At 46.5% G+C, this 14,007-nt stretch carries 18 protein-coding genes; 16 read left to right on the forward strand and 2 right to left on the reverse strand.

The genetic code is table 11. The features are described from left to right. Positions 1-32: 32 nt before the first annotated feature. Complete coding sequence (locus tag AC6ESO_RS27160; RefSeq protein WP_497094125.1) at positions 33-386, forward strand: ArsR/SmtB family transcription factor; 354 nt, start codon at positions 33-35, stop codon at positions 384-386. Positions 387-472: 86 nt separating this feature from the next. Here AC6ESO_RS27160 and AC6ESO_RS27165 read toward each other — a convergent pair whose 3' ends face one another. Further along, on the reverse strand, positions 473-748 hold the full coding sequence (locus AC6ESO_RS27165) for a hypothetical protein (protein ID WP_497094126.1): 276 nt from the start codon (positions 746-748) through the stop codon (positions 473-475). A gap of 195 nt (positions 749-943) precedes the next feature. On the opposite strand from AC6ESO_RS27165, the gene AC6ESO_RS27170 reads away from it, so the two are divergent. From AC6ESO_RS27170 to AC6ESO_RS27205, 8 genes are all read left to right on the forward strand, one after another. Continuing rightward, the gene (locus tag AC6ESO_RS27170) at positions 944-1,426 is read left to right on the forward strand and encodes a cysteine hydrolase family protein (RefSeq protein ID WP_497094127.1); all 483 of its coding nucleotides are present in this window, start codon (positions 944-946) and stop codon (positions 1,424-1,426) included. 26 nt (positions 1,427-1,452) lie between these two features. Beyond that, positions 1,453-2,022, forward strand: a complete 570-nt coding sequence (locus AC6ESO_RS27175; protein WP_497094128.1) for a YdeI/OmpD-associated family protein — start codon at positions 1,453-1,455, stop codon at positions 2,020-2,022. Positions 2,023-2,181: 159 nt separating this feature from the next. Next, a complete protein-coding gene (locus AC6ESO_RS27180; protein WP_497094129.1) occupies positions 2,182-2,733 on the forward strand; it encodes a glutathione peroxidase in 552 nt (183 codons plus the stop codon). Positions 2,734-2,760: 27 nt separating this feature from the next. Further along, positions 2,761-3,678: an AEC family transporter gene (locus AC6ESO_RS27185; protein ID WP_497094130.1), complete on the forward strand. Its 918-nt coding sequence runs from the start codon at positions 2,761-2,763 to the stop codon at positions 3,676-3,678. A gap of 127 nt (positions 3,679-3,805) precedes the next feature. Beyond that, complete coding sequence (locus AC6ESO_RS27190) at positions 3,806-4,339, forward strand: RDD family protein (RefSeq protein ID WP_497094131.1); 534 nt, start codon at positions 3,806-3,808, stop codon at positions 4,337-4,339. A gap of 256 nt (positions 4,340-4,595) precedes the next feature. Further along, the gene (locus AC6ESO_RS27195; protein ID WP_497094132.1) at positions 4,596-5,507 is read left to right on the forward strand and encodes a phosphotransferase family protein; all 912 of its coding nucleotides are present in this window, start codon (positions 4,596-4,598) and stop codon (positions 5,505-5,507) included. Between the two features lie 39 nt (positions 5,508-5,546). After that, positions 5,547-5,993: a GNAT family N-acetyltransferase gene (locus tag AC6ESO_RS27200; protein ID WP_497094133.1), complete on the forward strand. Its 447-nt coding sequence runs from the start codon at positions 5,547-5,549 to the stop codon at positions 5,991-5,993. A gap of 40 nt (positions 5,994-6,033) precedes the next feature. Beyond that, a complete protein-coding gene (locus AC6ESO_RS27205) occupies positions 6,034-6,879 on the forward strand; it encodes a phytanoyl-CoA dioxygenase family protein (RefSeq protein ID WP_497094134.1) in 846 nt (281 codons plus the stop codon). Positions 6,880-7,170: 291 nt separating this feature from the next. On the opposite strand, the gene AC6ESO_RS27210 is transcribed toward AC6ESO_RS27205, so the two are convergent. Further along, on the reverse strand, positions 7,171-8,340 hold the full coding sequence (locus AC6ESO_RS27210) for a cation:proton antiporter (RefSeq protein ID WP_497094135.1): 1,170 nt from the start codon (positions 8,338-8,340) through the stop codon (positions 7,171-7,173). A 185-nt stretch (positions 8,341-8,525) separates the two neighbouring features. Here AC6ESO_RS27210 and AC6ESO_RS27215 point away from each other — a divergent pair, with 185 nt between their 5' ends. The 7 genes from AC6ESO_RS27215 (at position 8,526) to AC6ESO_RS27245 (ending at position 13,858) form a co-directional block, all read left to right on the forward strand. Next, entirely contained in the window at positions 8,526-8,813 is a 288-nt protein-coding gene (locus AC6ESO_RS27215) for a hypothetical protein (protein ID WP_494817944.1), read from the forward strand. Positions 8,814-8,973: 160 nt separating this feature from the next. Next, the gene (locus tag AC6ESO_RS27220; RefSeq protein WP_497094136.1) at positions 8,974-10,014 is read left to right on the forward strand and encodes a stalk domain-containing protein; all 1,041 of its coding nucleotides are present in this window, start codon (positions 8,974-8,976) and stop codon (positions 10,012-10,014) included. Between the two features lie 179 nt (positions 10,015-10,193). Then, complete coding sequence (locus AC6ESO_RS27225) at positions 10,194-11,120, forward strand: phosphotransferase family protein (RefSeq protein WP_497094137.1); 927 nt, start codon at positions 10,194-10,196, stop codon at positions 11,118-11,120. Then, positions 11,117-12,124, forward strand: a complete 1,008-nt coding sequence (locus tag AC6ESO_RS27230) for a phosphotransferase (RefSeq protein WP_497094138.1) — start codon at positions 11,117-11,119, stop codon at positions 12,122-12,124. Before AC6ESO_RS27225 ends, AC6ESO_RS27230 begins: the two co-directional genes overlap by 4 nt. Then, positions 12,121-12,261 (forward strand): hypothetical protein, encoded by a 141-nt coding sequence (locus AC6ESO_RS27235; protein ID WP_497094139.1) that lies wholly within the window; start codon positions 12,121-12,123, stop codon positions 12,259-12,261. Before AC6ESO_RS27230 ends, AC6ESO_RS27235 begins: the two co-directional genes overlap by 4 nt. Positions 12,262-12,472: 211 nt before the next feature. After that, positions 12,473-13,267 carry a metallophosphoesterase gene (locus AC6ESO_RS27240; RefSeq protein ID WP_497094140.1) on the forward strand — a complete coding sequence of 265 codons (795 nt, stop codon included), beginning with the start codon at positions 12,473-12,475 and terminating at the stop codon, positions 13,265-13,267. An 18-nt stretch (positions 13,268-13,285) separates the two neighbouring features. Next, on the forward strand, positions 13,286-13,858 hold the full coding sequence (locus tag AC6ESO_RS27245) for a histidine phosphatase family protein (protein WP_497094141.1): 573 nt from the start codon (positions 13,286-13,288) through the stop codon (positions 13,856-13,858). Positions 13,859-14,007: the final 149 nt, after the last annotated feature.

Here is a 14,007-nt window from a genome sequence, read left to right on the forward strand (position 1 = left end):
ATGGTTGGTGGAACAATTTGGATGACAAACTCATGCTAGAAACCTGCGACGATTCATGCAACGGAACGCAAATTGATTTTAAAGTCGTGAAAGAAAATTTAGTGGATGAATCCTCAGCAAGTGCGATGGCTGATTTATTCAAGACGCTAGGGGATCCGACTAGGGTTAAGATCATTCATGCACTGTCACAGAGCGAGCTGTGCGTACATGATTTGACACAAGTGCTCGACATGGGGCAATCCGCGATTTCGCATCAGCTCCGGTTTTTGAGAAACTTGCGTATCGTAAAGCGGCGTAAAGTAGGCAAAACCGTATTTTACTCCTTAGATGATGGCCATGTGGAGCAAATATTTATTCAAACCTTACAGCACTTGAGACATGATTAATGTCCGCTTAGGTTCGTTTAACAACAGTAAAGGCAGCTGATCACTTGGATCGGCTGCCTTGTTTGTTTGTACATGATTACGATTGGTTATGAAAAATTAGCAGCGAAAGCACCGAAAATGAGAACGATCACAACCACGTAGAACACGATTCCGATACACGCCCAGATCAAGCCTGCCTTGGCATAGTTCGCTTTATTCGGATTCGCGCCGCCGCCAAATGCCCAGACGAGAAGCATAATGATATTTACAATTGGAATCGCAAGCAGAAAAGTCGTGAGCATCCAGTCTTTTACGGAGATAATGGGTGCACTCGGCTGTGGAGCAACGGACTGGTAATAGTTTGGATTGGCGTTTGCTTCCATTGGTTGAATCCCCTTTATTTATAGTTAATTTTTGTAAGACCCACAAAGATACTAGTATAGGAATTAAAGTTAATCAAGTTAATTTTTTTAACTTAGCTATTTATGCGATCCACGTTTGGTTCCTATATAAGGAGCGAGATCATTTGGTATAATTGGAGAGGTATCAGGATTCATACAAATGGAGGAATATAATCGATGAAAATTGGATTTCTAATTATTGATATGCAACCCATCCATCTAGAGGGTTTAGACAAGCAGATGATAGAAAGAGCCAGTGAGTATATAAACTATGTATCAGATGTGCTTCGTTCCAATAATCACGTTGTCGTTCACATTCACGACATTGAAGGTATTTCGGACTCAAATAAAGATGCCTTCAATTCGATTCCGGGGATTCAAGTTCAGGAAACAGACATCATGGTAAGCAAAGAAAGCTCGAATGCCTTTTGGCAAACGGAGCTGGAGCAAGTTCTGCTGAATCAAGAAGTGGAATTAGTCATCCTTGCCGGATTTGCGGCAGAGCAATGCGTGCTGTTTACCTACAACGGTGCCAGTGAACGAGGATTTAAACCGGTCATCTTGCAAAACGGGATTATGAGTAAACACGAAGACGTCATCACCTCAACTTACCGGGATCGAAATCTGATCTCCTATGCGGTCGTTAAATACTTCCTGTAAATTTAAATAGGAGAAATCATATATTTATGGAAATGACAAACGTACTTGCTGCCAAATCGAGAGAAGAATTGAGAGCATGGTTACTGGAGAATAGTACAACTGAGAAAGCGTGCTGGGTCGTGGTGAGCATGACGCCAACCCCGGATGCAGTGTTATATTTGGATGCGGTCGAAGAATCGTTATGTTTTGGCTGGATCGATGGCGTGAAGAAGAAAATCTCTGAAACCGAGCTGGCCCAGAGGCTATCCCCACGAAGTAAAAAGAGCTCATGGACGGAATTGAACAAAGAACGAGTCCGCCGGCTCGAACGTTTGGGGTTAATGCGAGACGAAGGAAGAAAGGTGCTTCCTGATATGAGCCCCGATTCTTTTCGCATTGATGCCGCTATAGAGCAAAAGCTTAAAGAAGATCAGCAAGTCTACGAGAACTTCTTGGCTTTCCCGGAACTGTACACGAGAATTCGGATCGACACGATCCAAAGCTACAAAGATCAGCCGGAATTATTCCGGAGCAGACTAGAAAAATTCATTGCCAATACGAAAGAGAACAAGATGTACGGTCAATGGCATGATAATGGACGCCTCATTGAGGAATAGATGCAGCACACAGCCCCCACCTTGTAGTCAAGCTGGGGGTTATCTTGTGCAACAATTTATTATGAAAAACTATAACGATTATTTGTATTATATATTTGACCAATAAACATAATTGCTCCTATGATTTAGTTATCATACAAAACGAAGAGGAGCGATCCGATGTCTATTTATGATATGCAAGTAAACTCCATTGCCGGTGAACGCGTTCCATTATCGATTTATCGCGGCCAAGTGCTGCTTATTGTCAATACTGCCAGCAGATGCGGCTATGCTCGCCAATTTGCGGATCTTCAACGCCTATACGAAAGCCATCATGAACAGGGGCTGGAAATACTCGCATTTCCTTGTAACCAATTCAATGACAAAGAGCCGGGGAGCAGCTCGGATATCCATGAATATTGCGAGAGCAACTTTGGCGTGCAATTTCCGTTATTCGAGAAAGTGGAAGTGCGTGGATCACATGCACATCCATTATTTCAATATTTAACACAGCAAGTACCGTTTGGTGGTTTTGACATTCAGAATCCGAAAGGGCAATGGATGAAGGATTTTCTGCTTGAGAAGTATCCGCATATTTATGCTGATGATGGGGTGAAGTGGAATTTCTCGAAGTTTCTGATTGATCGGAACGGTCATGTACACGGAAGATATGAAGCGACGATTGAGCCATTTGAAATAGAGCCAGAGATTCAAGCCCTCCTCTCCCAGTGAGCGGATAGATAGAAGGGGAGTCTTGCCATGAATCAATATATATCCTTGTTCGGGACGGTAAGTGTACCGATCCTGCTGGCGTGCTTGCTCGGATATTTGTACCAGAAGTATAAGTCGCCGGACGCGAAGATGCTGGCTGATTTGAGCTTGTTCGTCCTTGCGCCTTGCCTCATCGTGAGCGCTGTAGCGGGAAGCGATTTGGACAGTTCTTCTTTTGCCCATATCGCATTATTCACGTTAATTCAGACAGTTCTCTGCTGGGCGGCTTCTCTAGGTGTCGGGAAACTATTTCGATTCAATGCGACCTCATTGCGGGCCATGGAACTGACGACGATATTCGCCAACTCCAATAACTATGGATTACCTTTGCTGCTCCTTGCCTTCGGTAATGCGGGGTTCACCATTGGCGTGACGAATGTAATCCTGCATATCGTACTAGTCAACACGCTGGGATTGTATATCGCGTCTCGCAGTTCCTTTCGTGCAAAGCAAGCTGCTGCCAAAATGGTACAGAACCCGCTGATTTATGCCGCTGCAGTGGGATTAATCCTCTATTTCTTCCATATTCCATTGCCCCCAAGCTTAAACGCCGGCTTGGAGCTGATCGGGGGAGCTTATTCCGCCATCGTGCTGCTCATACTGGGGATGCAGCTCAAAAAAACGAACTGGCGTGCCAGCATGCGCCGCGAACTGTGGATATCTATCGTCATGCGGATTGTAGGTGTACCGCTTCTGTCCTTGCTGACCATCCATATTCTTGGACTTCGCGGTCTGGAAGCCTCGGTATTATTCGTGCAATCCTCTATGCCATCCGCAATTAATTCAGTGGTGCTGATGGAGAAGTACGGGGGAGACAAGGAACTGGTGTCGATCAACGTAGCGATGACGACGGCTGCGAGTTTTCTGTATTTGCCGGTTCTCATTTATTGGTCCGGCGGGTTGTAAGTAACCGATTATCTGACCCGAGAGAGCATCCAGATGCTCTCTTTTCTTGATAGTGCAGGATAATGGAATCCAATCCTGAATAATCAAATAAGGTTACGTTCCTTAGTTAATCAAAAGGAGTAGGGTTATGCATCGGCATGGAGATTTACATCGCGTATCTTTAGGTAAACGACTAATCGCTTTCTTATGGGATTATGTGATTATTACGGGCTATATCGTTTTGTTAATCGGCCTGTCTTTCATGATTCGTCCTTGGCTGACTCCATTGTTTACGACATCGCCATTGTTGGCGGAGTGCAGTGGATTTCTGTTTATTACGCTGCCTGTCTATCTTTATTTTGCACTATGCGAGGGATCGGCAGCGCATGCAACATGGGGAAAACGGAAAATGGGGATTCAGGTGGCCGGTTTGAATGGTAAGCCGATTAGTTTTAGAGCCTCACTGCTGCGTTCCGCCCTTAAATTCGCCCCTTGGGAGCTGGCCCATTTTACCATTTGGCATATGGTCATTCCAACTGATTACCCCGACTCATTCGTCTACTCTTTATTAGGGACCGTTTACGGTCTCGTGCTCATCTACTTGATAAGTCCGTTATTTAATAAAAAGAAACAAACGATATACGACTTGATAGCGGGGACTGTTATTAGGTTTAGGGATTAAGGGAGTTTAGGGAACAGGTAAAATTTGTCACAAAAACGTCGCGCAAAGCGCCGTTTTTTTTGTGCGGGAGATGCTTAATGTCCTGGGCTTTTTCTTATTTATGGGGTGCACGCGGCTAACCGCAAACAAGGCAGCATATATAAAGCTAACATGTTCTAAGCTACCGGGCAGGATTGTTTAAAGATGTGCGGAAATAAAGGAGTGACTACAATATCGGAATTTGATCGAAGTTGGATATAAGGAGGGAGGGATCGCTATGGATGATTTCAATCAACAAGCGAACCGTTTTGTGCAGGAGCACTTCGGCAGCCGAGCTGACGATCTTGCGCCTCTAGCGTCTGGTGATTGGTCGAGAGCCTATTCCTTCGTGCTCGATGGGCGTGATAGGGTTATTCGTTTCGGCGCCTATGTGGACGACTTTGAGAAGGATCGTGTCATGGGGGCGTTCTCCATGGATGCACTGCCGATTCCGAAGGTTATAGAGGTGGGTGAGACGGAGAACGGATTCTTCGCCGTATCTGAACGAGTTCGAGGAGAAAAACATCTCGATGAGCTTGACGAATCGGAAATGCGGGCAGTCCTGCCGCAATTGTTCGATGCACTCTACGAGCTTCAGAAGCAGGATCTTGCCAGCACACAGGTAGTCGGACTTTGGCGTCCGGAAGGAACCGGACCGAGCTGGGCATCTGAGCTATTAGCGGTGGCTGAGCCCAGAGAGAGGCTGGCGGGCTGGCGCGAACGGTTAAACTCATCGCCGCGGGAGGCAAGCATCTTCGATGCCGGCGTAGTCAAGCTTAGTAAACTTGCAGCGCAGCTCCCGGAGATTCGAGGAATAGTCCATACTGATCTTTTGAATCGAAACGTGCTGGTAGCAGGTGGGAAACTAACCGGAGTATTCGATTGGGGGAATGCGTTCTATGGCGATCCTCTCTACGACCATGCTTGGTTTCTGTACTGGTGGTCGTGGTATCCGCAATGGCAAGGGATAGACCTACAAGCCATACTGGACCACCACTGGGACCAGCGCGGAGGCCCGCCTGCACAAATGAAGGAACGCCTACTCTGCTATCTCATTCATATTGGGCTTGACCATATCGCCTACAGCGCTTTTAGGGAACGTACCGAGGATATGAGGCGAAATGCCGTTCAAGTGTTGAACTATATCTAACGGGTTTGGGTTAGCTCATATCGAGGAGGGATTTCTCTGATGCAGCACAATGTTATCATTACTCCGTACAACCCCAAGTACGCTGAGCAAACCATCGAAATGTGGCGTGCAAGTAAGGAAAAGGCGATTGGGCAGAAAGCCCTCCACAGCGTGGAGGATCACATTTACTTTTTGAATATTATGCTGCCGGAGCGGTTTCAGATTGACTTAGCGCTAATAGATGAGAAAGTAGCTGGCATCATTGCTTACAATGAGAATGAAGTAAGCCAGCTCTATATTCATGTCGATCATCAGGGGATCGGAATTGGACAGACCTTATTAAATAGAGCCAAAGCGCAATCGAGCGGCAAATTAAACTTATACACGTTTGAAGTGAATGGGAACGCGCAACGATTTTATGAAAAGCATGGATTTAAAGTCATCGCCAGAGGTCATGAAAATGAAGAAAATTTACCGGATATTCTGTACGAGTGGGTATCGCCATAATATTCATCTTATAAGGCTATGAAAGAGAGGCTGATGGTTTATGGGTACGAACGCTGTCCAAACGACGAAAGAAGAGATTCTGGCGCACTACAAGGAAAATGGCTTCGCCGTCATACCGAATGCTTTGTCGCAGGAGGAACTGGACTACTTGAACGGATTGGTAGAAGCCTCCTTGAAAGAATCACCGGAGCAATGGCATCAACCGATTGAAGGCGCGGTCGGCACGGCCAGCTTCCTCGAGAAGCATCCGCTTGAGATGGATCAATTCATTCGTCATCCCAGAATCTTTCCGCTCATTCAGGAGGTGCTGCTCGGGGAAGCGCGTTTTGCCCAATTTGATTTTCGGGATGTTTCCGCAGACCGAGCGAGCGCCAGTGAGATGAATTTCCACCGGGATATCAGTTATTACGGAACGATAGGCGGAAAGATCTTTGATCCGGAGAATCCATATATCAGCACGTATACCTGTGTCATCTATTACTTATCTGACGTTCACGAATGCTGTCCGGCATTCTGCCTAGTGCCTAATAGCCATACGTATGGAACGCTTGACGAGGCGAAGGAGAAGCAGGGAGAAGCTTACCGGGAGATCCCGATTCGGGGCCAAGCCGGTACCGCCGTGTTGTACAATATTACGACGTATCATACGCGCAAGGGCGGAAGCGCGGATTGTACGCACGGCCGGCGGACGATGCATAACTACCACTCCCGTGCATCGAGCTATCCGCTAACCAATTGGGCGACGGTACCTGAGGTGCTTGCGCTCAGCGATGATCATGACACCCGCCTGTTCTATTCGCAATGGACACCTAACCAGATCAAATTCGCAAGGGAGAACTATTCGAAACCGATCCCGGCGTATTATCCGATTCATATGGTCAAGTAGCAACCAGCAGCATCTTTATAGAAATTGAAGAAATTTTCCTCGTGTAATGAAGTATTAACCTTCTACAGCCGATTCCAATTGTGGAATGATTAGGTGGATATTTATATTACTTGGAGGAATGTTTTGTGAATGTAACAGTAACAGATTCACGGAATCAAGGCGTTAGACATTTATATTGATGAAAAGACGAATAGAAGATTGTAAGGCGCACTTTAAACATAAAACCCGCTCATAGAGCGGGTTTTATTTATTGGGGTGTTAGTCCCGCCTCCGTCAATCCCGATGACAATATCATTTGATAGCATCGTGAACTCCCCTTTGCTCTGCGGTTCTACTGAAAAAGAATTTCAACAATGGCGGTGCGATCAAGGTTGTTAAGATAACGGTAATGACAACAGAAGTGAAATAAGCCTCCGGAAGTAATTGCGCTTGCAATCCCGTGGCTGCGATGATCAGGGCGACTTCTCCTCGGGAGATCATGCCTGATCCAACGGCTAAGGAAGAACGGGTATTCATGCCTGTTAGTCTTGCTCCGAGTGCCCCGCCCACGAGTTTCGTAAGAACGGCTACGATGGTTAAAACCAGCATAAAACCAAGCTGATTCCCAACTCCGCTAAAGGACACATTCAAACCGATGCTGACAAAGAATACAGGTACAAATATGGAGTAAGCGATGGGTTCGATTTTGGACTCGACGGTATGTTTATACGATGTCTGGGAAATCGCGATGCCAGCGGCAAAAGATCCTATGATCGCAGCCATCCCCATCTGATCCGCAAAATAAGCAAAACCGAAACAAACAACAAGCGCCATGGTGATGACCGGTTCCGTAACCGAGATCCGTTCGAATAGCTTCATGAACCTTGGGACGATCAACCATCCGGCGAAGACCGTGACGATGAAGAAAATCAACTTTCTGCTAACCAGCATACCGATCGATATATCGTTACCGCTCCCTAGGAAACTCATCATTACAGCCAATAGAATGATCACGATGACATCATCCATGACGGCTGCTCCGAGAATCGTTGTTCCTTCGCGAGAGTTAAGCTGGTTTAAATCCTTCAGTACCTGCACCGAAATACTTACGGATGTGGCGCTAAATAAAGCCCCCATGAAGAGAGCATAGTTATGATCGAGTCCAAAGGCTTCGGCTACGGCATACCCGCCCAGAAAGGGGAGAATGATTCCTCCGACAGCCACGGCAAAAGCAGATCGCCAGGTTTGTTTGAGCTGTTCAAGATCCGTTTCCAAGCCTGCGATAAACATGAGCAGGATGACGCCAATCTCCGCTGTGTAATGAACGAAGTCATTATTTTCAATCCACCCAAGGACTGCAGGACCGACAATAATCCCAACGACCAGTTTGCCAAGTACGGAAGGCTGCCCGAGGAGTGTGGAGAGATGTCCGAAAATTTTCGTAAGCAATAAGATGAGAAATAAATAAAGGATAAACTCCACTTGCTGCACCTCGGTATCCGTACATCTTCCAGATCGATGCAAGATGTCATATTGAATTTCGTATCCATAATATACCCTACAACATACTGGAATAAAATAGATGGACATATATTCGCAACTAGCCGAATACAATGCCAATGAGTCGAGATTACCATTTCTGTTTCAAAACCAGGAGGTTGATCGAATTGCTCAAAGCAGTGGATGTCAACTTGGACGCGGGGGAAATGGTGCTGAAGCTGGAGAAGGATAGCACACCCAAAAAGATTGAGTACAGCAAGCTTGAGCGGCTGGAATTGGCAAGAGAACCAGTGAGAAAGCTGCTCAGGACCGTAGAGGTGAAGGTGATCAAGGTGCATGTCAGAGGCATGGAGAACACGTTCGTCATTGCCAGCGACAAGGTTGGAGATTTTGATTACGTCGAGCAATATTTGAAGAAGATTGCCGAGAAATATGAGATAACGATTGAGCAGTAATAGATATCCTAGATCGCCTCAACCTGACTTTCCGGCAGGATGAGGCTTTTTTCTGTGCCGGTCATCGCCTTTCATTAAGATAAGTTCATAATTCAGACCAGAACAAATTACCCCTTATTCGCGTCTATAAAGTACATCATAAGGAAAGGGTGTCATTAATTTGGAAAGTAGTACCATTAAACGCGTGACGATGCTGTCTCTTATTGCACTGATGACAATGATTCAAGCGAATAGCGTGTTTGCGGCAGCGAATGAACAATCGCCAGCCTTGTTACTGGACGGGAAGCCTCTTCTATTATCTGTTCAGCCTGTAATTGAGAACGGCGTCAGCTATGTTCCCTTACGTCCGATATTCGAAGCACAAGGCGCTAAAGTTAGCTGGGACGAGCCTAAACATACTGTGACGGCAACCAAAGACAGCAGCCTCATCACCTACCAAATGGGTGACAAGTTTGCATATAAGAATAACGATAAGCTGACACTTCCCGCGCCCGGTAAAGTAATCAACGGCTCTTCCATGGTTCCGCTGCGCTTCATTAGTGAGCTGCTGGGTAATGTCGTGAAGTGGCATGCCTATTCCCATACCATCTCGATATCGTCTGCCAATACCTTTGAAACTGAGATTACATACGGTGCCAATCTTAGAACGCTGCCGAATTCAACCGATGAAACGACTGTAATTCGGATGCTTCCGAAGGGCCAGCGGATTCATGTCATTCGCGAAATCGATGCGAACTGGCTGGAGGTGCAAACGGAAGACGAGACGATCGGGTTCATTTCGGCCAAACCTAAGTATACCAACTACTCAAGCCCGAACCTGACCATGATGCAGGCGGATCAAATCATCGCATTCGGCTCCACATATTTTGGCACGCATTATGAATTCGGTGCGGATCCTAATCAAACCCAAACCTTTGATTGCTCTTCTTTCGTCAAACATGTGTTTAACCAGGTGCTTTCGGTCGATCTGCCTCGTCTCTCTTACGACCAAGCGAAGGAAGGGAAAGAAATTAAAGTGGAAGACTTGCGAAAAGGGGACTTGATGTTCTTTAGCGCGCGCGGACTCGATATCGGACATGTGGGCATCTATGCCGGGGATGGCAAAATTCTGCATACCTATTCGGACAAGCTTGGCGTCCATATTGAGGATTTTGACGGACAGTGGAAAGATCGGTTTGTCACGGCTAGACGCGTATTTTGATGCTCGTAAATGATTCGCGGCGTGCAGAAACTAATTGTTTACACGGGAACAAATGCGCGATAATCTAGTAATTATAACTTGGAAGGTTTTGGAACCACACACTAAGGAGGCAGCGATCACTTCGATCAGCTGCCTTTGCTCACCTAATGGGCGGATTTCTACTGGAGAGGAGTGTCCCGATGAACATCAGCGAAGTTGTAGCACATATCCCGCAGTTGCGGCAGGCAACAGCTGTTTCACAGATTCATAAAGGCTTTTCCTATGATGGAAAATATCTCGTTTATGGACATGGCGACAAGCCGGCTTATGTCCTTCGAACCGCGAGTTATAATCAATCCGAACAGAAACGCCGGGAGTTTGAGGCTGTCGTCCTTATTCACGGTCTAGGCGTACGCACCTCTGAGCCCATTGCATTCGGTACGGTAGAAGAGCTTGACTTGTGTTATATGGTTTTAAGATATGTCGAGGGTGAGGATGCTCTCGAAGAGCTGCCGCGGATGACGGCTGATCAACAGTACAAAGTAGGCGTCGAGGCCGGACGAGAGCTGCTTATAATGCACGAAGTGGAAGCGCCGGAAGAGTTGGAAGCATGGTCCACGCATAGGGTTGCGAAGCATAAACGTCACATGGATGAATATTTCCGCTGCGGGGTCAAGCTTCCTGAGGAGGAGGCTGTTATTGCTTTCATCGAGAAGCAATTACCGCTGCTAGATGGACGTCCGAACCGCTTTCAACACGATGACTTTCATCCAGCCAATCTGCTCGTCCGTAATGGGGCGTATGCCGCGGCGATCGATTTCAATCGGTACGACTGGGGAGACCCCTACCATGATTTTCTGAAAATCGCTTATTTTAGCCGGGAGATCAGTATTCCGTTCTCGATTGGGCAAATCGATGGGTATTTTGACGGGAAGATTCCGCATCAGTTCTGGAACTTATATGCGCTGTATTCGGCAATGACCATATTTGGAACGATTACGTGGACACTCAAGGTCGTCCCCGATCAGCTGGATTCGATGATGGAACGTATTCGCATTCTGCTGGACGATCATAACCATTTTGAAAGTGTCGTACCGAGCTGGTACAAGCCAGGTGACCATAGATGAGCATGCAATTCGAGAAACTGTGCACGCAGCTACGGCTAGGAGAGTTGCTCGGTCAGCCGGAAGCGGTGGCAGGCGGGCTGTTACATAGCATGTTTGCACTAGAAACAACTACCGGAAAATATGCCATCAAAGCATTAAACCCTCAGATCATGCTGCGACCTACCGCGATGCAAAATATGATTCATTCCGAATGGATTGCTGCAATTGCAGCCAACTTCGTACCGGCCCTACCGGCTAAACTTTTTAACGGAAGTTCTGTACAGCAAGTAGATAATCAATACTTTCTCGTATTCGATTGGGTAGAGGGAAGAAGCCTGAAGCCCCATGAGATAACGATGGCTCACGCTGAACGAATAGGCGAGATTCTCGCAGCGATCCATACGACGGATTTCTCCTCGTTAAACATCGATGTGAATGGGGCCGTCGGCGGTGTGCCTGTGACGGATTGGAATCGCTATGTGGAGTTAGGCGAAATCAATCAGTCGGTGTGGGTAAGCTTGGCAAAGGAAGCGGTGGATCTTCTGTATGACTGGAACGCGAGAGCAAACCATGCCGCGCAGTTGCTGGCGCCAAACACAGTGATTAGCCATTGCGATTTAGATTCCAAGAATGTGTTGTGGCATAATGGCTCACCTATTCTCATTGATTGGGAAGCCTCAGGGCCGATAAATCCGATGCAGAACTTAATCGAGACTGCTGTTTATTGGTCAACAGATGAGCAGGGGAAACTAGAGCGCGAGAGATTTCTTGCATTCTTACGGGGATATAAGAAGAAAGGAGGCTCCCTTGAGGCCAATTGGAATGTCGTGTTAGATCGCGGTTTCGCAGGGATGCTGGGGTGGCTGGAATATAGCTTTAAACGGTCCTTATGGCTGGAGAGCGAGGATGAGCAAGAGCAGCAGATGGGGACGAAGCAAGTGATGGGAACGATTAACTCCTTAAGGCGTTATGCAGAGCAACAGGCTGAGGTCGAAGGTTGGTTGAACGAGGAGGAAGTATCATGAATAACAAGCTCGATGATCATTCTGAGAAGGAAACCTCCAAACACGATGCTGCAGATGTCCCCGTATTTAACAATGTCACGGAACACTATCAGAGTAGGCAATCCCATTGGGCTGACGGGGTCTGTTTATGCATATGAAGGCAACAAGGAAATCACTTTTTGTACCGAGGATATTTATCCGTTTATGAGGATCTTCTTTGAAGATGATGTCGTCACGCACTATACGATTTTTATTATTGATGCTACTCATTAAGGTACGCCTCATCAATTGGAGCACAAGCCCGAGGAAGTCGCTGAGAGGATTAAAGCCGAATTTCATTTATAGTTGCAGAAGGAGATATACTTCAGCATGCTCATCATAGGATTAATAGCTGTACTGATAGGCCTCCTTATTATCATTCAGACTAATTGGGTGAAGTATTCCCATCATCAACTTGGCAGCCAATCGGACTCAAACCACCCTACCATTGTTCATTTGTCTGATCTTCATGGACGGACGAGATTCCTTAATGGCTCATTGAGTCAGAAAGTGAACCGGATAAAGCCGGACATCGTTCTGATAACAGGTGACTTAGTTTCGAGAAAGAAGCAACTAGCCGCAGTAATGAAGGAAATTAAGAAAATAAAATGTCCGCAGTTTTTCTTTGTTCCAGGCAATTACGAGCGAGAATGTATGGAAGGATTACGTAAAAGACGCTATTCGGACCAAGAGTATGATCAGATCATCCAAACCCTGCAGCATCAGAATATAACAGTACTGTCCAATCATGGCACAACATTAACTATGAAGGATCAGCAATATCTCATTTACGGATTCGATAACTCGATATATGGCAATGAACAAATGACCATGAGTATCGAGGAGATGAGGCGCTATCCCTACATAATTTTGCTCGCACATTCGCCAAGTATTGTGAAGTTCATACAAGATCAGGAGCTCCAATATGATCTGCTGCTAGCGGGACATACGCACGGAGGTCAGATCAGATTACTGAACCGTACGCTTGGCGCTTACAAAGATTATCATATTGGTCTTAAACAAGTAGATATGCGTAGTAATTTCTACATTAACCGAGGATTAGGAACGGTGAAGATACCTATACGTGTAGCTTGTGCACCGGAGATCGCTGTTTTTCATACTTGACTATGAAGGTGACGGAACATGACTACAATCGGACTTATCAGACATGGAATAACGGATTGGAACGTGCTCGGAAAGGCGCAGGGAATATCGGATATTCCGCTTAACGAAGCCGGAATCAAGCAAGCGAGGGCCATTGCCGACAGGCTTTCGGGCGAAAGCTGGGATATCATTATCTCTAGTACATTAACAAGAGCGATACAAACCGCCGAGGCAGTGCGCAGTTCCTTGGGGATCGAAACATTAATTACAGAAGACCGAATTAGAGAGATTAATTGCGGGCAGATCGAAGGAACCACAGAAGAAGAACGGGTTGCAAAATGGGGCGAAAATTGGAGCACGCTGGACCTTGGCATCGAAGCGTTCGATGACGTGGCGAAGCGGGGAGCCGCGTATATGGAAGAAGTTGCCGCGATGCATCGGGATAAGCGAGTTTTAATCGTTAGCCATGGAGCGCTAATCGGATTATCGCTGAAGCGGCTTATGCCGCAGAGATTCGAATCCACCTATTCGGATAATACTTCCTTAACGATCATCTCTCATCGCAATGAGGAGTGGGAATGTACGCTCTTCAACTGCACGAAGCATTTGTAACGACCAGAGGGCAGATACAGAAAGGCCCCGCTCGGACTTGAAGTGCACCCCTTATAGTGGACATTGGAAAAACACCCTAGTGTTTAACCGATGAAAACTATAGGGGGTGCTTTTTGTATGGCAAGAAAGGGGCAACGACTTCAGACATA

This window comes from Paenibacillus rhizoryzae (genome assembly GCF_059686995.1).